The organism is Sphingosinicella terrae, assembly GCF_003347635.1.
Lineage (GTDB): Bacteria > Pseudomonadota > Alphaproteobacteria > Sphingomonadales > Sphingomonadaceae > Allosphingosinicella > Allosphingosinicella terrae.
On the sequence record NZ_QDFY01000002.1, the window covers coordinates 151,575 to 172,574 of the forward strand.

At 68.9% G+C, this 21,000-nt stretch carries 17 protein-coding genes; 11 read left to right on the forward strand and 6 right to left on the reverse strand.

Translation table 11 applies throughout. The annotated features are described in order from the left end of the window. Window positions 1–93 precede the first annotated feature (93 nt). The 3 genes from DDE10_RS06190 (at window position 94) to ada (ending at window position 2,774) form a co-directional block, all read left to right on the forward strand. Window positions 94–948, forward strand: a complete 855-nt coding sequence (locus DDE10_RS06190) for a hypothetical protein (RefSeq protein WP_114951878.1) — start codon at window positions 94–96, stop codon at window positions 946–948. Window positions 949–1,211: 263 nt separating this feature from the next. Next, window positions 1,212–1,679, forward strand: coding sequence for a DUF1203 domain-containing protein (locus DDE10_RS06195; protein WP_114951879.1), 468 nt, complete (start codon window positions 1,212–1,214; stop codon window positions 1,677–1,679). 3 nt (window positions 1,680–1,682) lie between these two features. After that, a complete protein-coding gene (gene ada, locus DDE10_RS06200) occupies window positions 1,683–2,774 on the forward strand; it encodes a bifunctional DNA-binding transcriptional regulator/O6-methylguanine-DNA methyltransferase Ada (RefSeq protein WP_114951880.1) in 1,092 nt (363 codons plus the stop codon). Window positions 2,775–2,787: 13 nt separating this feature from the next. Here ada and DDE10_RS06205 read toward each other — a convergent pair whose 3' ends face one another. Next, window positions 2,788–4,329 carry a S1C family serine protease gene (locus tag DDE10_RS06205; protein ID WP_114951881.1) on the reverse strand — a complete coding sequence of 514 codons (1,542 nt, stop codon included), beginning with the start codon at window positions 4,327–4,329 and terminating at the stop codon, window positions 2,788–2,790. A gap of 97 nt (window positions 4,330–4,426) precedes the next feature. Then, window positions 4,427–6,604, reverse strand: coding sequence for a primosomal protein N' (locus DDE10_RS06210; RefSeq protein WP_114951882.1), 2,178 nt, complete (start codon window positions 6,602–6,604; stop codon window positions 4,427–4,429). Between the two features lie 441 nt (window positions 6,605–7,045). Between DDE10_RS06210 and DDE10_RS06215 the strand changes: the two genes are divergently transcribed. Continuing rightward, window positions 7,046–8,878, forward strand: a complete 1,833-nt coding sequence (locus DDE10_RS06215; protein ID WP_162806379.1) for a serine hydrolase — start codon at window positions 7,046–7,048, stop codon at window positions 8,876–8,878. An 18-nt stretch (window positions 8,879–8,896) separates the two neighbouring features. Here the strand turns inward: DDE10_RS06215 and DDE10_RS06220 are convergent, their stop codons facing one another. After that, on the reverse strand, window positions 8,897–10,228 hold the full coding sequence (locus tag DDE10_RS06220; RefSeq protein WP_284734475.1) for an MATE family efflux transporter: 1,332 nt from the start codon (window positions 10,226–10,228) through the stop codon (window positions 8,897–8,899). A gap of 82 nt (window positions 10,229–10,310) precedes the next feature. Here DDE10_RS06220 and fsa point away from each other — a divergent pair, with 82 nt between their 5' ends. Together fsa and DDE10_RS06230 are read left to right on the forward strand one after the other, a co-directional pair. Next, window positions 10,311–10,964, forward strand: coding sequence for a fructose-6-phosphate aldolase (fsa, locus tag DDE10_RS06225; RefSeq protein ID WP_114951884.1), 654 nt, complete (start codon window positions 10,311–10,313; stop codon window positions 10,962–10,964). 115 nt (window positions 10,965–11,079) lie between these two features. After that, entirely contained in the window at window positions 11,080–11,781 is a 702-nt protein-coding gene (locus DDE10_RS06230) for a hypothetical protein (RefSeq protein ID WP_114951885.1), read from the forward strand. 36 nt (window positions 11,782–11,817) lie between these two features. Here the strand turns inward: DDE10_RS06230 and DDE10_RS06235 are convergent, their stop codons facing one another. The 3 genes from DDE10_RS06235 to DDE10_RS06245 form a co-directional block, all read right to left on the reverse strand. Beyond that, window positions 11,818–12,357, reverse strand: a complete 540-nt coding sequence (locus DDE10_RS06235; RefSeq protein WP_114951886.1) for a hypothetical protein — start codon at window positions 12,355–12,357, stop codon at window positions 11,818–11,820. 80 nt (window positions 12,358–12,437) lie between these two features. Continuing rightward, on the reverse strand, window positions 12,438–13,169 hold the full coding sequence (locus tag DDE10_RS06240; RefSeq protein WP_114951887.1) for a TorF family putative porin: 732 nt from the start codon (window positions 13,167–13,169) through the stop codon (window positions 12,438–12,440). Between the two features lie 28 nt (window positions 13,170–13,197). Further along, window positions 13,198–15,384, reverse strand: a complete 2,187-nt coding sequence (locus DDE10_RS06245) for a putative bifunctional diguanylate cyclase/phosphodiesterase (protein ID WP_114951888.1) — start codon at window positions 15,382–15,384, stop codon at window positions 13,198–13,200. Window positions 15,385–15,697: 313 nt separating this feature from the next. Between DDE10_RS06245 and DDE10_RS23350 the strand changes: the two genes are divergently transcribed. From DDE10_RS23350 to DDE10_RS06270, 5 genes are all read left to right on the forward strand, one after another. Then, complete coding sequence (locus DDE10_RS23350) at window positions 15,698–16,363, forward strand: hypothetical protein (RefSeq protein ID WP_162806381.1); 666 nt, start codon at window positions 15,698–15,700, stop codon at window positions 16,361–16,363. A gap of 192 nt (window positions 16,364–16,555) precedes the next feature. Continuing rightward, window positions 16,556–17,908, forward strand: coding sequence for a spinster family MFS transporter (locus DDE10_RS06255; protein WP_114951890.1), 1,353 nt, complete (start codon window positions 16,556–16,558; stop codon window positions 17,906–17,908). 144 nt (window positions 17,909–18,052) lie between these two features. Continuing rightward, a complete protein-coding gene (locus tag DDE10_RS06260; RefSeq protein ID WP_284734476.1) occupies window positions 18,053–18,730 on the forward strand; it encodes a TetR/AcrR family transcriptional regulator in 678 nt (225 codons plus the stop codon). 92 nt (window positions 18,731–18,822) lie between these two features. After that, on the forward strand, window positions 18,823–19,716 hold the full coding sequence (locus tag DDE10_RS06265; RefSeq protein ID WP_114951892.1) for an SDR family NAD(P)-dependent oxidoreductase: 894 nt from the start codon (window positions 18,823–18,825) through the stop codon (window positions 19,714–19,716). A gap of 183 nt (window positions 19,717–19,899) precedes the next feature. Then, entirely contained in the window at window positions 19,900–20,949 is a 1,050-nt protein-coding gene (locus DDE10_RS06270; protein ID WP_114951893.1) for a DUF3616 domain-containing protein, read from the forward strand. Window positions 20,950–21,000 lie beyond the last annotated feature (51 nt).

Genomic DNA, 21,000 nt, shown 5'->3' on the forward strand with positions numbered 1-21,000 from the left:
CCGCGGCGGCGGCTGTCCCCGCTTCGAGGTCCGGATGGGGTGGAACAGTCGAAACAAATCGGGTACACAGAAGAGGCTGGGACGGGGGACGATATGGGCCTGCTCGACCTTTTCAGGCGCGGACCGGCGGCGCCGGCCGAACGCTTCCCACTCGAGAAGCAGGGCCAGTTCGACCGCAGCGACAACCGCGCGTTGCTCGAGCTCCTCGACGTGGCGCGGGAAGAGCGCGGCGCGGACTGGAACGAGCGCTTCATCGAGCTCGCCTGGCTGGCCGCCGTGAGGCAGCCGCACGCCATGGCGATCGAGGGACCGGACGGCTTCCCCTATCTGCGTCTCGACATCGCCTCGCCGGGCCTGCGCTCGCAATGCCTCGCCAACGTCGCTGAGGATTGCCTCGAGCGCGGCTGGGGCGTCGCTTTCTATGCGGGTCGCGAGGACCCCGTCGACCAACCGGCCTATGTCGTGCCCTTCGGCCGCCTGCTGAGCATCGTCGAATATGATTCGAGCGAAGGCGATCCGATCGACATCGAAAGTCATCACCGGCCCCTTCCCGAGGGGAGCGAGGTCGTGGAGGAGGTCGGGATTCGGCGGACTGTCCGCGTCGACGAGCCCGGTGAGATGCCCCTGGCCGTTCCGAGGCCCGATTTTCTTCCGCCTTACGCGGCCCGGGCGATGGGCAGCTATCTCGAGGAGATCTGGGGTCTCGAGGACCCGCGGGTGCTGTTCGTCGCCGATCCGCGTATGCGGCCGGGGCGGGCGCTGATGATCGGGCGCCCGGAGAGCGACTTTCCGCCCGACCAGCCGGCGAGCCTGATGGTGGATATCCTGCTCTGGTTCCTGCCGCCGCGTCGCCCGATCCTGCTGATGGCGCCGGACATGGAGCTGGAGGATATGGTCCCGCTTCGCACGCTGGCCGGACTGGAGCCGGGCGAGGATTGGTGGGGCTAGCCTGATCCTCGGCGGCGGCCGCCACGGGCGTGGCCGCGCCGGCCACCCTCTCGTCGGCGCTCGTCGCCGTGCGGATGGCGCCATGGCGGGCCGGATCGAGCGCCTGAATTTCGGCCAGCTGCGCCGGCTCGGGCGTCATCGCCCGCCCCGCGAGCGCCGGCACCGGTCCATCCGGAATCGATCCTGCTTTGACAGCAAAGCACGGGACGCAGCGCCAGGCGATTTCCGCCAGGACGGCTCCACCGTTCGAGGAAGGAACCGACATGACCTACCGGATCCAGGGCTTGGCGCCCGAGCCTTTCCGGCCATTCTTCGCGATGAGCGAGGTCGAGCTGGCCGAGCGCCATGCCTGCCGCGTCACCGCCGACTCGCCCACCGGCTATCCCTGCCGGGTGACGTTCGAGGATGCCGCGTCCGGCGAATCGCTGCTGCTCGTCAACCATGTCTCGCAAGATGCGCCGACGCCGTTCCACACGGCTTACGCCATCTACGTGCGTGAAGCGGCGGAAACGGCAGCCGCCTACGAGGACGAGGTGCCCCTTGCTCTCGACCGCCGCACGCTTGGCCTTCGCGCCTTCGATCGCGAGGGCATGCTGCGCGGCGGCCTGCTCGCCATGCCCGGCGAAGCCGATTCGCGCATCCGCGAGCTTCTCGATCGTCCCGAGGTGGCGGAGATCCACGGCCACAACGCCGCCTACGGCTGCTTCCTCGCCCGCATCGAAAGGAACTGAACCATGGCTACCCTTGCATCCCTGCCGGCGCGCCCTCAGGCTCGGGCGGTGAACGATTCCCGACTTGTGCCCGACGAGGCGGCCTGGGCCGCCGTGATGGCGCGCGATCGCAGCCAGGACGGCCGCTTCGTCACCGGCGTCCTCACCACCGGCATCTATTGCCGGCCGTCCTGTGCGGCGCGGCATCCCAAGCGCGAGAATGTCCGCTTCTTCGCCACCGGCGAGGAGGCGCGGGCCGCGGGGCTCCGCCCCTGCCTTCGCTGCCGGCCCGACGAGGTCACGCGCGAGGCGGCGGCGCTCGAACGGGTGCTGCGGCTGCTCGCCGAGGCGGAGGAGACGCCCTCGCTCGAGGTCCTGGCCGCGGCCGCCGGCTACTCGCCCCACCATTTCCACCGCCTGTTCAAGCGCGCCACCGGCGTCACGGCAGCGGCCTACTACCGCAACCTGCGAGCCCGCCGGACCGAGGCGGCGCTGGCCGAGAATGGCCGGATCACCGACGCCATCTACGATGCCGGCTATTCCGGACCGGCGCGCTTCTATGCCGACGCCAAAGGTCGGCTGGGAATGACTCCCTCGGCGTGGCGCGACGGCGGCCGCGGCGAGACCATCCACTGGGCGACCGCCGAGACCGACCTCGGCCGGATGCTGGTGGCGGCGACCGAGAAGGGTATCTGCCGCCTCTCCTTCGACGAGGACGAGGCCGAGCTGCGCCGGCGCTTCCCCAACGCCCGGATCGAGCCCGCCGGTCCCGCCATGGCGGATCTGATCGCGCGCACGGCCGCGGCGGTGAATGCGCCGGAACGGCCGCACGACCTGCCGCTCGACGTGCGTGGCACCGCCTTTCAGGAAGCGGTGTGGCGCGAACTGTCGCGAATCCCGCCCGGCCAGAGCCTGAGCTACGCCGCGCTCGCGGCGAAGGCAGGCCGTCCGCGCGCGGTGCGGGCGGTCGGCACGGCCTGCGGCGCCAACAATGTCGCGGTGCTGATCCCCTGCCACCGCGCCCGCCGCGGTGACGGCACGCCCGGCGGCTATGCTTATGGTCTCGATCGCAAGGCCAAGCTGCTCGAGAGGGAAGGGTGGAAGCGGGACGGGTGAGGCCGGCCGTCCGTCAGCTGCCGGTGCCGGCTTTCGGCGCGCCCTCCGCCGAAGCCGCGCCCTGGTTGCGGCAGCGATAGACGAGCCGCTCGTTGGGCAGCTCCGGGAGCAGCTCGCCTATCTCGCGGAGCTGGTCGGCCAGGACCGTCCGCGCCTCGGCATTGGCCGTGCAGGACTTGACGTCGACTCCGCGGCGCAGCTCGCGAACCCGCGCCATCCGTTGGGCGCCGAGCTGGTAGCGCGTGACGACATATTCGCCGCTCGAGGGACTGAACTGGAGCACCGATACGGCCTGCTCGGAGGCGGGGACGAGGACCCGCGTCCAGACGTCGCCATTGCGCGCATATTGGGTGCGCTGGTTGACGCAGCCACCCTCGCTCCATTCGAGCGGGACGGGATCGCTCGACGAGGCGGTGACTCGGCTGCGCTCGGGCACCAGCTCGCACAGATTGCGTCCCACGAATCCCGTAGCGCTCGCCGACGCCGCGTCGGCATCCACGGCGGCCGCCTGCGCGGCGGTGGCGTCCTCCAGGCTCGGCCGCGTGAAGAAGACGATGATCGCGGCGATCAGCAGCAGCCCGCCGCCGGCGCCGAGGAAGATCGCCGGACGCTGCCGGTTCTTGATGATCAGGATACCGGCTCCGCCGAAGGCGAGCAGCGACAGGACGAGCAGGAGCGCCGAAATGCCGAGGCGCGTCTCGCGGCTCTCCTCCACCCGGGCCAGCGCCAGCTCGCGCGCCTGGCGCTCGCGCGTCGCCCGGGCCTCGCGCTGCGCCCTCGCTTCGGCCTCCGCGCGCGCCTCGTCCTCGCGGAGCCGCTCGCTCATGCTGACGCAGGGCGCGGCGGTCGCCTGAAAGGCCTGGCCTGCCTGACGGAGGAAGGCGGTGAGCTCGCGATTGGCGACGGCGAAGGCGAAGGGCGAATCGCCTTCCTGGTTGCGGGTGATGAGCGTGTTGACGCCGATCACCCGTCCACACGGATCGAGCAGGGGACCGCCGCTATGGCCGCGGGCGATGTTGGCCGTGTGGAGCAGGGTGGTGATGCCGTTGATCGGCCGGACATTGGAGAAGATGCCGGCGGAACGGGTCGGTGGCAGCGGCACGATATAGTCGCCGGCGGACTGGGCGGTGGCGAGATCGACGTTGCCGGGATAGCCCAGGGCGGCGACTCCGCTGCCGTCGTCGAGGGGGCCGGTATAGAGGGCGAGCGGCGGCAGCGATCCCTGCTCGAACTCGAGCAAAGCGAGGTCGCGCGCCGGGTCGGCGGCGACGACGCGGGCGCGATAGGCCTGCGCGCCTTCGGATGGGACGACGCCGACCACCACCGAAAGTGCCTTCGGATCCTGGGCGGCGAGGGCGACGACATGGGCGTTGGTCACCACCCGGTTGGCGGCCACGGCGAAGCCGCTGCCATGGCCGAAATCGACCGGCTCGCCATCCTCGAAGGCCATCACGACCACCCGCACGACTCCCCGGCCGGCGGCCGAGATGTCGTCGGCGCGTGCGGGGGATGCCAGCACGAGCAGCGCCGCGAGGAATGCCAGCAATCTTGCCATCGCCCGTCCGAGTCTCCCGAAGAGTCGGGCGGAACTATGTCCGCCGGGCCGTCGCTGGCAAGCTCGGGCGCGGATCGTGGCGAAGAAGAGCCTCTCGCTACAGGAACGAATAGGGGTCCACGTCGACCGCGACACGGACGCTCCTCGGCCATTCGAGGCTTCCCAGCCACTCGCGAATGATGTCCTGGACCGGCACCGAGCGGGCGGCGTGAACGAGGAGGCGCAGCCGGTGTCGGCCGCGCAGCATGGCGAGCGGCGCCGGCGCGGGGCCGAACACGGCCATATTCTCGGCGCTCGGGGCGGTCCGGCCGATCAGGCGCGCCGTTTCGGTCGCCTCCGCCTGGTTCTCGGAACTGACGATGATCGCCGCCAGCCGGCCGAAGGGCGGCATGCCCGCCTCCCGCCGCGCCTCCGTCTCGGCGGCGTAGAATCCCTCGGTGTCGCCGCTCACCAACGCCTCGATCACTGCAGCCGAAGGATCGTGGGTCTGGACGAGCACCCGGCCGGGCTTCTCGCCGCGGCCGGCGCGTCCCGAAACCTGCTGGATCTGCTGGAAGGTCCGTTCGGCGGCGCGCAAATCCCCCCCGGACAGGCCGAGATCGGCATCGACGACTCCGACCAGGGTGAGATTGGGAAAGTGATAGCCCTTGGTGACGAGCTGGGTGCCGATGACGATGTCGATCTCGCCCGCCTCCATTCGCGCGACGAATTCGGCGGCCTTGGCCGGCGACCAGATCGTGTCGGAGGTGACGACGGCGGTGCGGGCTTCGGGGAAGAGCGACTGGACCTCGTCGGCGATCCGCTCGACGCCCGGGCCGCAGGCGACCAGGCTGTCTTCTTCCTTGCACTCGGGACAGGCTTGCGGCGCCGGCATGACATGACCGCAATGGTGGCAGGCCAGGCGCCGCGTGAAGCGATGCTCGACCATCCAGGCGGTGCAATTGGGGCATTGGAAGCGATAGCCGCAATGGCGGCACAAGGTGAGCGGCGCATAGCCCCGGCGGTTGAGAAAGAGCAGGCTCTGCTCGCCGGCTTCGAGATTCGCCTGAAGCTCCTCCGTCAACGCCGGCGCGAGCCAGCGGCCGCGCGGCGGTGGATCCTGGATGAGGTCGAGCGCCGCCATGTCGGGCAGGCGGGCGCCGCCGAACCGGTCGGCCAGGCGCAGCTCGCCATAGGTCCCGGATTCCACCATGTGCCGGGTCTCGATCGCAGGGGTCGCCGACGCGAGCACGACTGGGATCGCTTCCAGCTTGGCGCGCATCACCGCGACGTCGCGGGCATGATATTGGACGCCGTCTTCCTGCTTGAAGCTGGCCTCGTGCGCCTCGTCGACGACGATGAGGCCGAGGTCCCGATAGGGGAGGAATAGAGAGGAGCGGGCGCCGACGACGACGCGCGCGTCGCCAGCCGCGATCGCCCGCCAGGCGCGCCGGCGCTGCGACTGCCTCAGCCCTGAATGCCAGGCGACCGGATCGGTGCCGAAGCGGGCGGCGAAGCGCTTCAGGAAGGGCTCGGTCAGCGCGATCTCGGGGAGGAGGACGAGGGTCTGGCGGCCGCGGCGAAGGGCCTCGGCGATGGCCTCGAAATAGACTTCGGTCTTGCCCGAACCGGTGACCCCGTCGAGCAGGAACGGCGCGAAGGCGCCGGCGCCGACCGCTTCGCGGAGGCGTCGGGCGGCCTCGTCCTGGTCGGCGGCGAGCGCCGGCGGGGCGTGGTCCGGGTCCGGCTCGGGATAGGGGGCGTCGATCGCCACCTCGACCGGCTCGATCGCGCCGGCCTTGACCAGGCCGCGCACGACCGCGTCGGAGACGCCGCCGACGATGGCGAGTTCACGGATGAAGCCCATCCGTTCGCCGATCCGCTCCAGTGCCTGGGCGCGTTGCGGCGTCAGCCGCTCCGGCACCCGCCCGGTGGCGCGATATTCGGTGACGGAGCGGGCGCCCTCGAGCGCGCTCGTCGACGGTAGGGCCATGCGAAGCACCGCGCCGAGCGGCGCCAGATAATAATCCGACGTCCACTCGATCAGCCGGCGCAGGGCGTCGCCGAGCGGAGGCAGGTCGTAGGCGTGGAGCAGCGGACGCAGCCGATTGTCGCCCACTTCCTCGGTGACGGCGCGATCCGGCTCCCAAACCACGCCGACCACCTGGCGCGGGCCGAGCGGCGCGATCACGACCGAACCGGGTTCGGCCGCCATCCCGTGCGGCACGCGATAGTCGAGCGGGCCCAAGGCGGCGTTCAAGAGGATCACGCGGGCACGGGAGCGGGAATTGTCCATCGGACTGGCCCATATCGTGATTGCCGCGCAAATCGGAAGGCGGGAAGGATCGGGCATGATCTCGAGACGCTGCCACGGCTGGATTGCGGCCGCGAGATCCGGGGACTAACTGCGGCTGATGGCCGAGGTCGGCCTCCCCGATCATCGTTCCACGGAGGGCAATCGCGGCGCCTGGTGCCTGCACCGGCGGGACGGCGAAATCGTCCCTGTCTCAATGTTCGCCCCGTGAGAAGACGACGCCGCCATTCGCCGCTTCGCCGGCAACGACCTCGACAAAGGCGAACTAGCACGATTTCGATGCCGCATTGCTGCTCGAGTTGGAGCGCGGATCGTTCATTTCGAGGTGATCGAAGGCTGAGCGCGGCGCCACGGCCTGCTGGTCCATTGCGGCCGGCGCGGGATTGCTGCAGCTTCCCTCGATCGCACAAGGGGGATTTCCGCATGACCCGGTTCCACGCCGCCGCCGCTTTGCTGCTCCTTCTCTCGCCCCTTCCGTGCCTTGCCCAGAGCGCGCCCGCGCAGGCATCGGCCTCGACGGCCGCGGCGCGTCCTTCGGCGGAACAGGCGCTGGCCGGCTTCGACGACGCGATCGCGGGGATGTTGCAAGCCTGGCAGGTGCCGGGCGTCGCGGTCGCGATCGTCCGCGACGGCGAGGTGGTCCTCGCTCGCGGCTATGGCGTGCGCAACCCCGACGCCGATGCGCCGATGAACGCCGATACCATCTTCCCGATCGCGTCCATGTCCAAGGCATTCACCAGTTTCGGTGCGGGCCTGCTCGTCGACGAAGGGCGGATGAGCTTCGACGCGCCGGTCACCACCTACATTCCCGAGCTTCGCGCCGCCGACCCCGCCGCCACACAGGGGCTGACCTTGCGCGACATGCTGTCGCATCGCTCGGGCATGCCCAGGCACGATGCCGTCTGGTACCATCATGACGCGATGACGCGGGACGATCTGATCGCCCGCATGCCCGCGCTCGATTTCAGCGCGCCGATGCGCACCCGCTTCCAGTACAACAATATCATGTTCATCCTGTCCGGCCTGGCCGTCGACCGGATGACCGACGGCAGTTGGGAGGAGTTTACCGAGCGGCGAGTCTTCCAGCCTCTGCGCATGGACCGGACCACCTTCTCGCCGGAGCGGGCGCGGCGCGATCCGAACCACGCGGCCGGACGAGAGGTGCTGAACGGCCGGATGGTGACCGTGCCGATCTTCCGGAACACGGCGATCCTCAATCCGGCCGGCGGCGTCTATTCGAACGTCGACGATCTCGCCAACTGGATGCTCGTCCATCTCGAGCAGGGGCGCTTCCAGGGGCGCCAGATCGTCCAGCCCGCGACGCTCGCCGACATGCATGCCACCCACATGCCCCTCGGCGCGACGGTCCGCGATCCGGAGCGCGTGCCGATCGGCTACGGCCTTGGCTGGTTCACCGACATCTATCGCGGCCGCCAGGTCGTCCAACATGGCGGCAACCTTCCCGGTACCAGCACCCTGGTGGCGCTGATGCCGAGCGAGCGCCTCGGCGTCACCGTGCTGGTCAATCACGGCGGCTCGGAGCTTCGCGACGCGCTCACCTGGGCGATCATGGATCGCCTGCTCGGCGAGAGCGGCCGCGACTGGGTCGGCGAGGCGCTTGCGCGAAAGCGCGCCGGGGAAGCGAGCGACGTGGCCGGCCGCGCCAATCGCGGCGCGAGCCGCGTCGCCGGCACGCGGCCCAGCCATGCCCTGGCCGATTTCTCCGGGACTTATACCCATCCCGGCTACGGCCCCATCGCCATCGGGCAGGCCGGTGCAGGCCTGACCGCCCGCTACAACGATGATTCGAGCCCGATCGAGCATTTCCACTATGACGTGTTCGATGCGACGACGACCGATCCGGTCCACCTGCTGCTCGACGCGCGGCTGCAGTTCATGATGGACGGCTATGGACGGATATCGGGTCTGCAGACGGTGATGGAGCCGGCGCTCGGCACCGTCACCTTCGCGCGCCAGCCCGAAGCCCGGCTCAGCGATCCGGAATATCTCGCCCGCCTCACCGGCACCTACGAGCTGGGCGGCAACCGGGTGATCGTCGCGCTCACCGGCAACCGGCTGAGCTGGACGACCGTCGGCGGCCAGCCGGCGACGCTCATCCCGTCGCTCGGAGGTGAGTTCACGCATTCCCGCCGCCGCGATGCGCGGATCGCCTTCGATCTCGGGGCGAGCGGACCGGCGACCGGCATACGCTTCATCGATGCTTCCGGCGTCTATGCGGCGCCGCGGGTGAACTGATCCAGCCGCGGAAGCGTCTCAGGCAAATGTCAGCCGCTTCTGCCCCGGTAGCATCAGCGCCTGGCCTGCGGCACGGGCGACGAGGAACAAGCTGAAAGCCAGCCACAATCCGTCATTCCCGAGCGGGCCGGTGATGAGCAGCAGCAGGGCGTACAGGGCAAAGGCGGCGGCCATGGTGACCAGCATCGCCCGGGTCCAGGTCGCGCCGATGAAGATGCCGTCGAACACGTAGGAGGCGGCGCCGAGCAGGGGGAGGAGGATGGCCCAGGGAAGGTAGCGGAGCGTGGTCGCCGACACCTCGGCATCGGTGCTGAAGCTGGCCGCGAAGGGACCGCCGGCGACGGCATAGATCGCGCTGACGAAGGCGCCGAACCCGATTCCCCAGAGGAGAAGTGCTGGAACCAGGCGGTCGAAGCGCCGACGGTCGCGGGCGCCGACGGCCTCGCCGCACAGCACCTGGGCCGAACTCTCGAAGCCGTCGAGGATGAGCGCCGAGAGGATGAACAGCTGGTAGAGGATACCGTTGGCGGCCAGCACGATCGGGCCTTCATGGGCGCCGTCGCGGACGAGCATGAGAATGGCGCCGGTCAGCAGGACGGTGCGAAGGAACAGGTCGCGGTTGAGCCGGAACAGCTCGCCGAGCGCGGCTCGGCTCCAGGTCTCGCGCCGCCGCGCCAGAGCCAGAGCGAGCGCCGCCGGCGGTTCGCGTGCGGCCACCGCTGCGGCGGCCGCGAGCTTGAGCGCCTCGGATAGCAGGGTGGCGGCCGCCACTCCGGCGACCCCCCAACCGAAGCCGAGCACGAACAGGAGGTCGAGCGCGATGTGGAGCAGGTTCGCGACCACCTCGATGACCAGCACCTCGCGAACGCGACGCCGTCCGATCAGCCACCCGACCAGCACGGCATTGGTGAGCCAGAGCAGCCCGCCCCAATAGCGGATGCCGACATAGACCGAAGCCGCCTGGGCGACCTCGCCCCGGGCATGGAGCAATTCCAGCCCGGCCGGTATCGCCAGCGGCATGAGCGCGAGCAGCCCCGCGCCGATGAGCAACGCCGCCCCGATCGACCGGACCAGGGCAGCGGCCTGCGCGGCATCGTCGGCGCGGCCGGCGGCCTGGGCGGTGAGGGCGATGGTGCCGGTGCGCAGGAAGTTGAAGACGATTAGCAGGCCCATCATGAATTTGGCGCCGAGCTCGACCCCGGCCTGAGCCGGCGCATCGCCGAGCTGACCGATCACCCACAGGTCGGCGAGCCCGAACAGGGCGGTGGCGACGTTGGTCAGCATCGACGGCAGCGCGATTGCCCAGATCGCGCCGTGGAGTCCGTTCTTGCTCGTGTCGATCGCCGTCATCCCGCCCGCCGTGACTCGCGCCTGCCTGCCGCCATGGCTACAAGACCGGCGAATCCTCACTTCCCCAAGGGGCATGGCGCAAATGAAATTCTTCGTCGACACCGCCGACACCGCCGAAATTCGGGACTTGGCCGAGACCGGCCTGCTCGACGGCGTCACCACCAATCCCAGCCTGATCCACAAGGCCGGCCGCGATTTCCTCGAGGTCGTCGCCGAGATCTGCCGGATCGTCCCCGGACCGGTCTCGGCCGAGGTAGTCGCGCTCGAGCATGACGAGATGATGCGCGAGGCCGAGGTGCTCCGGAAGATCGCCGACAATATCGCGGTCAAGGTGCCGCTCACCGTCGATGGCCTCAAGACCTGCCGCAAGCTCACCGCCGACGGCACCATGGTCAACGTCACCCTGTGCTTCTCGGCCAACCAGGCTCTGCTCGCCGCCAAGGCCGGGGCGACCTTCATCTCGCCCTTCGTCGGCCGCCACGACGATGTCGGCTACCCCGGCATGGAACTGATCGCCGACATCCGCCTCATCTACGACAATTACGATTTCCCGACGGAGATCCTCGTCGCCAGCGTGCGCAATCCGATTCACGTCCACGACGCCGCCAAGCTCGGCGCCGACGTCATGACGGCGCCGCCGGGCGTGATCCGCCAGCTCTTCAAGCACCCGCTCACCGACAATGGCCTCAAGGCGTTCCTGGCCGATTGGGAGAAGACGGGACAGAAGATCGGCTGAGAGACGTTTGTCCCCGCGACAAGGCCGGCATTCGAAGGCATCTGCCGTCCTCTTGCGCATTGGCGGGCTCTGCCGTTAAGCTTCGTCCGGACGCGGGGTCGGGGGGAGCGAGCCGATGCGGGCGTTGTGGACGATGATGGCGGCCTTGAGCCTGGCGGTCCTGCCGGGCTGCGGGGAGGCCGACGCGGCCGACACCACCTTGCGTTATGCGGTTCCCGATAATCCCCAGGACAGCCTCGTCATCCAGGCGGCTTCCGACGGACGGATGCGGATCGAGGATGGCCGCGGCCGTCTCGTTCTGGTTCGAGGCGACGAGACGTTGATCGTCTTTCTGCCGCCATCCGGCGGCCGCGCCGCGGCTCGTCTCGAGGACTATCTCGCCGTCGGCGCAGAGGTGCGGGAACGGATGGTCGCCGCCGGCGCGATGACTGAGGGTCCGGATGTGGAACGCTACGCCGTCCGGCAGGGTGAGCCGCGCACCGTGGGGGCCTGGCAGGGCACCACCTGGTCGATCGATCCCGTCGAGGCGCCGGGCGTTACCCAGGAAATCGTCGTCTCCACCGATCCGGCGCTGGCCGACGTCCAGCGCGTCGCGGTCGACGGTTTCGAGGCTTTCGAACAGCCGACCCGCGCGGTGCTGGTATTCCCCGGCGAGTATTTGCGCCTGAGCCGCGAGACGATGGCGCGTGGCATGCCCATCTCCGTCGACGGCCTCGATCTGCAGAGCGTCAGCCGCGATCCGATCCCCGCCGGCCGGTTCGAGCTCAATGAGCCGCTGTTGAGCCGCGACCAGCTGCGCGAGCTCGTCGCCCGCTGAGGCCGACGCTCAGCCTTTCAGCCGGTCGCAGCGGCGTCAGCGCTCCGGCGGCGGCCCGTCGCATCCGGCCGGCTCGAACAGGCCGATCGGCATGGATTCCTGGACCGCGCGCGGGTCTCCGGCCGCGGCCCGTGTCCAGTCATACCACAAAGCGGGGCCAAGGCCGCGGGCGAAGAGGAGCGCGGGCGCCGGATCGCTGGTTTGCGGCGGTCCGTCCGCGGTGGAGAGGTCGGCCCTAAACGCATCGAACGGCAGGGGAGGCATGTCCGCGGCCTCGATACGTTCGGCCGTGTCGCGCTCCTCGTCATCGTCCATGCGCGCCGCCCGGCGCGGATCGATGTCCGGCGCGAGATAGGTGCCGCCATAGCCGTTCGGCGAGCCGAGCGAGAACCAGTAGAGATGCTCCGGCGTCCTCAGCCACAAGGCGAGGTCGGAGCCCAATTGCTTGCGCCTGTCCTGACGTGCGAAGCCGGCGGTGAATTGGGGCGCCCCATTGAGCCGGTACACGGCGCGATCGATCGGACAATCCGGCAGCGGCGCTGCCGTCGCGACGGCGATGAACAGGGTCAGGATCATGGCGCCTCCGTGAGCAAGCCTGCCCTTCCGAGGCGGGATGCGCAATCGGACACGCCTTCTACGCCCATCGCCGCGTCCGTTCAGCGCGCCAGCGTGATCGAGGCCACCACGGCCGCTCCGGCCGGATTGCGGCCGCGTGGATCCGGGTAGCGGGCGTCGCTGTCGACATAGGACAAGGCGAATTCGAGGCCGCCCGCGTCGAGGCGCGCGCCTGCCTCCCAATCCCATTTCCCGCCTCGGTCGTCGAGGTCGAAGGCGCCGGTCTCGCGGCCGACTCGTCCGTGCAGGGTGATCGGTGTTCCGCCCAAGGCATAGTCGATCGCGGCATAGGCGTAGAGATTGTCGTGGGCGCGGCCGGCTTCGTCACGGGTGACGCCTTGGGCCGGCACATAATCGACGCCGACGCTGGGGCTCGCAGGCCCGAACGTCGAGGACAGGACCAGCCCCGCCTCGACATAGTCAAGGGCCGGATCGGACGGATAGACGTACCAGGTCGCTCTTGCGTCGAGCCCGACGGCTCCGAGCTCGGCCGCATATCCGCCGCTGAGGTCGATCTCGAGGTCGGTCTCCTCGCCGGGCTCCTGGATCGTCGAGCTCCAGAGCCCGGCATAGAGGCCCGATGCATGAGCCACGCTCAGTCCACCCTGCGCCGCCGGCCCGCGATCGGTCAGTGAAAGGCCCCTGAAGCGGTAATCCGAAACGAGGGTCGCCTCGTAGGACAGGGTCAGCGACGATCCTTCGGCGGCGCGCCCCGGCGTGGGTACCGCGGCGACGGCGACGCAGGCGAGCAGGATGAAAGGCGAGGGTCGCATTCGAGAATTTCCGGGGAAGAGGGACGGGTCAGGCTGCGGCCACGAACGGCCGGCCGGAAAGCATCGCGTCGAGATTGTCGGCGGTGAGCGCCGGCGCGAACAGGAAGCCCTGCAGCTCGTTGCACCCGGCCGACTGGAGGAAGCGGAGCTGCTCCTGGGTCTCGACGCCCTCGGCGGTGACGCTGAGCTTCATCGCCCGGGCGAGGGCGAGCACGGCGGTGACGATGGCAGCCGAATCCACGGTCTGGCCGAGTGCGTGAATGAAGCTGCGATCGATCTTGATCTTGTCGACCTCGAACTTGCGCAGATAGCTCAGTGACGAATAGCCGGTACCGAAATCGTCGAGAGCGACGGTGAAGCCGGCGGCGCGAAGCCGCATGAGCGTCGTCCGCACCAGCTCGTCATCGTCGAGCAGCACCCCTTCGGTAACTTCGAGCTGCAGCCGCCCGCTGTCGGCACCGGTCTCGTCGACGATGGCCATCAGCCGGTCATAGAAATCCGCCGCCCGGAACTGCATCGGCGACAGGTTGACCGCCATGACGAGGTCGGGCCAGCGTCGGGACGCGATGCAGGCCTGGCGCACCACCCACTCGCCGAGCCGGGTGATCAGCCCTGTCGTCTCGGCGATGGGAATGAACTGCTCTGGGGAGATCAGGCCGCGCGTAGGATGATGCCACCGCACCAGCGCCTCGACACCGACCATCGCGTTGCCGGACGCGGAGAATTGCGGCTGGTAATGGACGGCGAGCTCGCCTCCCTCATCGAGGGCACGCCGCAAATCCTCCTCGACACTGCTGCGCAGCCTCACGGTAGCATCCATTTCCGGCCGGAACAGCCGGTAGCGGTCGCGCCCCTCGTCCTTGGCCCGGTAGAGAGCGATGTCCGCCTTGCGCAGGAGCTCGTTGCGGTCCGTGCCGGCTTCGGGCGCGAAGACGATGCCGATGCTGACGCCGACATGGGCATTTGAGCCGAGGACCCTGAACGGCTTCCTGACCGCTTCGAGAATCCGTTCGCAGAGCGCTTCGACGTCCGCAGCGACGGCGACGTCGGGAAGCAGCAGCGCGAACTCATCGCCGCCGAGGCGGCAGACGGTGTCGCTGCCGCGCACCAGGCCGCCCAACCGCCGGCCGAATTCCCGAATCAGCGCATCGCCGGCAAGGTGGCCGAGCGTGTCATTGACATGCTTGAACCTGTCGAGATCGAGGAGCGCGACAGCGACATGGTTGCCGCGCCGGACGCCGGCAAGCGCCAGGTCGAGGCGGTCTTCGAAGCGCGCCCGGTTGGGCAACCCGGTGAGTGCGTCGTGGAAGGCGAGGTGCTGGGCCTGGGCGCGGCTCGCCTCCAGCTCGAGGCGGCTGCGCAGGATACGGGTGAGCAGGAAGACGAAGCCGCTGCCGATGAGCGCCAGGACGAGGAGCAGAACCGGGACCATCCGCCGGGCCACCTCGGCGCCGGGGCGGAATGCCTGCCAGTTGACGTGGCCGATCACCGCACCGGCGCGATTGCGCAGGGGCAGCGAAGCTGGCCCATGCGATACCCATTGGAAATCCGCGCCCTCGATCCCGTAGTTCGATGCGATCTCCGAGAGGAAGCTGCCATCGACGTAGCGCAGGCTGACGTGTAGCCTTTCCGTTGCCGGCGCCTGCGCGATCGCGCCCGTTTCCGAGACGATCGGCTTGATGCTCACGAGGACCGGTCGGTTGCGGATGACCAGAATATCGTAGGCGCCGAGCGTCAGCTCGGTTGAACCCTCCGGCTGTTCCTCGCCGCGGGCGATCCGTCCGCGGAGCTCCGCGGCGAGCGGGAGGGCGTGGTTGGCGATTTCGCGGAACGCCGCCGCGTCGACGCGGCGCCCGCTTCTCATCGCGTAGACGGCGCGATTGCGGCCGTCTATCACATAGGCCTCGTCGATCTTGTAGAAGTCGTGGAACCAGATCCCGAGATTCTGATCGATCCAGTCGAGATCCAGAGGCTCCTGGCGCAGGCGGACTACCGCGTCGTCCCAATTGGTGGATGCCTCCTGGTCCTTGCGCACCCTCGCAAGACCCTGGCGCACCGCCACCGCGACCAGAGCCGTCTGACGCTGGAGGGCCGCCTCGTCGGAACCGGTCGCCGACGCGTGCAGCACGGCGCCGACCAGTCCGCCGAGCAGCACGAGGACCAGGAGCGCCGGCGCGACGATCGCGCGCCAGTGGAGACGGGCGGCGTCGGTCATGGCGCTGCTCGGTCCGTCGCACCGGTTCCACACGCACACGCGAGTAGCCCCCTGCCGGCGAAGGCGTGGAAGGCGCGGCCGATCGGCTGGCCGACGGTTGCAGGTCTCGGCGGCAAGAGCGTGTACACAGGATCATTTTAGACGACTGTCGGGCCGCGGAGCCGGTGCGCACGCATTTTGGTGCCGGCGTGCAGTGTCGCGCCAGGAACGGGCGGGTTTCGCGCTCGCGAATTTTGCCCGCTCCCAGGAGGAATGCTACGATGGTTTCTCGGGGGGGCGCTGGAGATGGGACGGGCCTGGTGGAGAAGGGGCTTTGTCGTTCGCCGCACTCGCGGTCGCTGCCGAGGCGGGGGATGCCACTTTGCGTTACGCCGCCGCCGACGATCCAAGTAACAGCCTTATCATCGAGGTCCCCGGAGCGGTTGCGGGTCGAGGATGGGCGCGGCCGGGTGGTCATCGTCCGCGATGGCGCGACATTCCTCGTCTTTCCGTCGCCATCCGGAGAGCGGGTGGCGGCGCGGCTCGAAGATTATCTCGCCGTCGGCGCCGAGATCCGCCAGCATATGGTCGAAGCCGGGCGCTGAGCGGGCAGCCCGACGCAGGACGCTATGTCGCTCGCTGGGAGGGAGCGCGCGCTGTCGGCGCATGGCAAGGGGCGGTCTGGCAGATCGATCCGGCCCAGCCGCCCGGCATCAGCCATGAGATCGTCGTCTCGGACGATCCGGGCCTGACGGACCTGCGCGACATCGCGGTTGCCGCGCTCGACGCCTCCGACCGGCCGATGCTCGCCGTCCTCGCGCATCCGGACGACTTCCTCCGGCTCATGCGCGAGACTAGGGCACGGGGAATCCCCATCTCAATCGACGGCGTCGAGCTGAGAAGCGTCAGCCGCGACGCAGTACCCGCCCGGCGTTTCGAGCTGGACGCGCCTTTGCTCAGCCGGGTGCAGCTGCGTGCCCTCGCACCCGGGCGCGATTGACGAGCGCCCATCAATCCTCATCACTTAACTCACACGCACGTGAGTGAGCATTGACAGTTAGCGACGGGCGGTGCAGCTTCGTCATGCAGGCACCGGCATTCACGATCGGCGCCGCGGAGAGGGACGGATGACGAATCTTCCACCCGACTCGGTCGGGGCCGAGACCGGCCGCATCTGGGGGGGACGGGGCCGATGACCGACGTGGCCGCAGATCGGCCGATCGCCGCTTCCCGGCCCGCCCGGCCGGACCGGAGAGCGTGGACGGTCCTTGCCATCCTCTGCTTCGTCTACGTCCTCAACTTCCTTGATCGCCAGCTTCTGTCGATCCTCGCCAAGCCGATCCAGGACGATCTCGGCGTCACCGACGGCCAGCTCGGGCTGATCAGCGGGCTCTATTTCGCCTTATTCTACTGCCTGGTGTCGATCCCGGTCGCCTTTCTGGCCGACCGAACCAACCGGGTGAAGGTGCTCGCCTTCGCCTGCGCCTTGTGGAGCGCTGCGACGGTCGCCTGCGGCCTGTCGCGAAACTATCCGGAGCTCGCAGTGGCGCGGATGACCGTCGGCCTGGGCGAGGCGGGCGGCGTGCCGCCCTCCTACGCGATCATCTCGGACTATTTTCCGCCTGGGACACGGGGCACGGCGCTCGGCCTCTACAATCTCGGGCCGCCGATCGGCCAGGCGTTGGGCGTCGCCTTCGGCGCATCGATCGCCGCCGCCTATAGCTGGCGCGACGCCTTCATCTCTTTGGGCGCGGTCGGTATCGGCGCCGCCGTCATCGTCCTTCTGTTCGTGCGCGAGCCGCGGCGCGGCCGCCTCGATGCGGCCCCGGTCGCCGCGATGCCGGTGGGCCCACTCCCAGAAGCGCTTCCTGTTGCGGAGGAAGCGCCGGCCCGCTTCTGGCTCACCTGTCGGATGTTCTTCACCCGCCCCGTGCTGCTGCTCGTGTCGCTCGCCTGCGGCGCCACCCAGTTCATCACATACGGGTCGCTCAATTTCACCACGCTCTTCCTGATGCGGGAGAAAGGGATGACCTTGAGCGAGATTGCGATCTGGTATGCCCTCCTGGTCGGGATCACCGTCAGCGCCGGCATGTACATCTCCGGCCGGCTGACCGACCGTTGGGTCCGCCACGACCGCCGCGGCTATGCCTATATCCCGGCGATCGGCCTCACTCTCGCGGTGCCCTTCTTCGTCGGATTCGTCTGGGCGCCGACCTGGCCGCTCGCGCTTCTTCTGCTCGCGCTGCCCACCGGCCTCAATTATTTCTACCTCTCGCCGGCGGTCGCCCTGGTGCAGGAAGCCGTGCGGCCCAACCAGCGCGTGCTCGCCGGCGCACTCCTGCTGCTGGTGATGAATCTCATCGGGCTCGGTCTCGGGCCGACATGGGTGGGGGCGGCGAGCGACGCGTTCCGGGACTCCTATCCCGATCACAGCCTGCAAATGGCCTTCTACACGCTCGTCCCCTTCTACTTCCTCGCCATCTTCCTCTTCCTGGCCTTGGCGCGCGCGCTCGGTCGCGAGGCAGAGGCCCGCCCGAGGGCCTGAATGGGCGAATTTCGCGGCGACGCCTGTCGGCCCGCCGGCCTGCCGACGGATTCCTTTGACCGACAGCGGTTGACCGCGGCGGCGTCCGCGACGATGGCAGAGCACCCGTCACCGTCGGCGAAAGGCCCCTACTTGCCTGCTGAAGTGAAAAAGCCTCGTCGTACCAAGGCCGAGCAACGTGCCGAGACGATGGAGCAGATCCTCGACGCCGCCGAATATCTGTTCTCCAGACACGGACTCTACGGCGTCACGCTCAAGGACGTCGCCAAGCGCGTCGGCGTCCACCACACGCTGCTCAATTACTATTTCGAGGACAAGAAAAAGCTTTTCGACGCGGTCTTCGCCCGCCGCGCCGTCGTCACCAGCGAACGGCGGATGAAGGCACTCGACGATTACGACGAAGCGACCGGCGGGCGGCCCACCGTCGAAGGCGCATTGCGGGCCTTCCTCGATACCGATCTGGATCTCTACATCGAGGGCGGGGAGGGCTGGCGCAATTATGCCGCGCTCGGCGCCCAGGTCGCCAATGCGCCGGAATGGGGCGCCGAGATGATGGATACCCATTTCGACCCGGTCGTGCTGAAGTTGATCGGATTGCTGAAGAAGGCGCTTCCCGGCTGTGCCGAGGAGGATATCTTCTGGGGCTATCATTTCGTCACCGGTGCGCTGATGCTGACCCTGGCTCGCACCGGCCGCATCGACCGGCTGTCCGGCGGCCTGTGCCGCTCGGACGATTTCGCCGCGGTGAAGGAACGGATGGCCACCTTCATGGCCGCCGGCCTCCTCGAGATCTGCGCGCCCGACGGACCCTCGCGCGACTGATCGCCGCGGCGGGGGCCGCTATATCCCTCTCGACGCAAAGACATTCACTCGCTAGCCAGTTAATCTTTGCAGACTTCGGGAAAGGCAGGTTCATGACCCTCGACGGACGTATCGCCATCGTCACCGGCGCTGGAAGCGGACTCGGTCGCTCCCACGCTCTCTACCTCGCGCGCAAGGGCGCCCATGTGGTCGTGAACGACCTGTCCAGCGAACCCGCCGAGCGGGTGGCCGAGGAAATCCGTTCGGCGGGCGGTGAGGCGATCGCCTTCGCCGCCTCGGTCACCGACGAGGACGGGGTGGCGTCGATGGCCGAGCGCACCCTGGACCGATGGGGCCGGATCGACATCCTGGTCAACAATGCCGGAATCCTTCGCGACCGGACCTTCGCCAAGATGAGCCTCGACGATTTCCGGCTGGTCGTGGAGGTCCATCTCATGGGCGCCGCCATCTGCACCAAGGCGGTCTGGGAGCAGATGCGCGCGCAGAATTACGGGCGGGTGGTGATGACCACCTCCTCGTCGGGCCTGTACGGCAATTTCGGCCAGTCCAATTACGGCGCCGCCAAGATGGCGCTGGTCGGACTGATGCAGACGCTGGCGCTCGAGGGCGAGAAATACGGCATCCGGGTCAACTGCCTTGCGCCGACGGCGGCGACCCAGATGACCCGGGGCGTGCTCTCCGATGAGAGCCTCGCCGCGCTCGATCCGGCCCTGGTGAGCCCGGCCTTGCTCGCCTTGGTCGGCGAGGAGGCGCCGACGCGGGCGATCCTGTGCGCCGGCGCCGGCCATTTCGCCCGCGCTTCGATCACCCTGTCGCCGGGGTGCCATATCGGCGCCGGCGCGGAGGCGGGCGAGGAATTGGTGCGCCGCTGGAAGGAGGTCTCCGACCGGGAAGGCGAGGTGGTGCCCGCTTACGGCTTCACCCAGGCCGAGCGCGAGCTGGCCAGCGCCGGCCTCTTCGATCCGGTGACTGCGGTTCAGCATTAGCGATGTCTAGTCGGATGGGATCGTCCGGCGGTTAGGAAATCGCGACATATCAAGCCCCTAGACCGGATGATCTGATGCCATCAGATCACCATCCGGTCTAGGATCCGGTCCTCGCTGGCTTTCCCCCGATCCGGCGAGGCGCAACATGCCGGAACTCCGCTCCGACCCGCCGGTTCGGCCGCCATGGCATCCCGCCCCGCCAAGCCCGTGTCGACCGTCGCGCTGCAATGCCGTGACGACGGGGAGGAGCCCCTGGCCAGCCTATCCGCCGCGACCCGGATCGGCGACACCCTGTTCCTCGCCGGCGACGAGTCGGCGAGGATCGAGCTGTTTCGAATCGTGGGCGAAAAGGCGGTGGACCATTCGTCCATCGCCCTGGGCAGCCTGCTCGACCTCGCCGATCCCGACGAGGAGGCGGACATCGAGGGCCTGGCCGTCGACGACGATCGCTTTCTCTGGCTGGTCGGAAGCCATGCCCGCACCCGCCGCAAGCCGGGGAAGCAGGAAGGCGAGCGCATCGACCTCGAGTTGCTGGCGGATCTTCGCGACACCCGGCCGCGCTGCCTGCTCGCGCGCCTGCCGCTGGTCACCACTCCGGCAGGATGGCGGCCGGTCCGATCGGACGGCGTCCGGCGGGCCGGAATGGTCCGGCAGGGGAGGAAGGGGAGCCGGCTGGCCAGGCGTCTGCACAAGGATCCGCTGCTCAAGCCATTCACGCGCCTCCCGGCCAAGGAAGGGGGCGTCGACATAGAGGGCATCGCCATTTGCGGGGACAGGATCGCGCTCGGAATGCGGGGGCCGGTCATCGCAAGCCATGCGCTCATGCTCGAGCTGCGCTTCCGCGTCGGCCGGTCCGGCCGCATCAAGCTGTGCGGCAAGCCGTTCAAGCGGCTCCTGGAACTGGCGGGATTGGGGATTCGCGATCTCAAGCGCCGCGGCGATGATCTCCTCATCCTGGCCGGCCCGACCACCGGACTCGACGGCCCCTGCGCCCTCTATCGCTGGCCAGGCTGGGCGCTGGATGAAGCCTGCAACGACACCGTGGTGCGTTTGCATCGCCCGCAACGCCTGCTCGATCTTCCTCATGGCGTCGGCGACGACCATCCCGAAGGCCTGGCGCTCTGGGACGAGGCAGGTCGGGAGCTGCTGGTCGTCTACGACAGTCCCTCGGCCACGAGGCGGGGGGCGGGCGGCTCGGCCGGCGACTGCGACGTCTTCGCCCTGCCCGGTTGATCAGGCCGCCCCCGCGCGAGGGAAAAGAGCATCGCTTCTTAACCATATCCG

Coding starts and splice junctions, on each gene's coding strand:
- DDE10_RS06190 (WP_114951878.1), top strand. CDS start 94: ATGGGCCTGCTCGACCTTTTCAGGCGCGGACCGGCGGCGCCGGCCGAA.
- DDE10_RS06195 (WP_114951879.1), top strand. CDS start 1,212: ATGACCTACCGGATCCAGGGCTTGGCGCCCGAGCCTTTCCGGCCATTC.
- ada (WP_114951880.1), top strand. CDS start 1,683: ATGGCTACCCTTGCATCCCTGCCGGCGCGCCCTCAGGCTCGGGCGGTG.
- DDE10_RS06205 (WP_114951881.1), bottom strand. CDS start 4,329: ATGGCAAGATTGCTGGCATTCCTCGCGGCGCTGCTCGTGCTGGCATCC.
- DDE10_RS06210 (WP_114951882.1), bottom strand. CDS start 6,604: ATGGACAATTCCCGCTCCCGTGCCCGCGTGATCCTCTTGAACGCCGCC.
- DDE10_RS06215 (WP_162806379.1), top strand. CDS start 7,046: ATGACCCGGTTCCACGCCGCCGCCGCTTTGCTGCTCCTTCTCTCGCCC.
- DDE10_RS06220 (WP_284734475.1), bottom strand. CDS start 10,228: ATGACGGCGATCGACACGAGCAAGAACGGACTCCACGGCGCGATCTGG.
- fsa (WP_114951884.1), top strand. CDS start 10,311: ATGAAATTCTTCGTCGACACCGCCGACACCGCCGAAATTCGGGACTTG.
- DDE10_RS06230 (WP_114951885.1), top strand. CDS start 11,080: ATGCGGGCGTTGTGGACGATGATGGCGGCCTTGAGCCTGGCGGTCCTG.
- DDE10_RS06235 (WP_114951886.1), bottom strand. CDS start 12,357: ATGATCCTGACCCTGTTCATCGCCGTCGCGACGGCAGCGCCGCTGCCG.
- DDE10_RS06240 (WP_114951887.1), bottom strand. CDS start 13,169: ATGCGACCCTCGCCTTTCATCCTGCTCGCCTGCGTCGCCGTCGCCGCG.
- DDE10_RS06245 (WP_114951888.1), bottom strand. CDS start 15,384: ATGACCGACGCCGCCCGTCTCCACTGGCGCGCGATCGTCGCGCCGGCG.
- DDE10_RS06255 (WP_114951890.1), top strand. CDS start 16,556: ATGACCGACGTGGCCGCAGATCGGCCGATCGCCGCTTCCCGGCCCGCC.
- DDE10_RS06265 (WP_114951892.1), top strand. CDS start 18,823: ATGACCCTCGACGGACGTATCGCCATCGTCACCGGCGCTGGAAGCGGA.
- DDE10_RS06270 (WP_114951893.1), top strand. CDS start 19,900: ATGGCATCCCGCCCCGCCAAGCCCGTGTCGACCGTCGCGCTGCAATGC.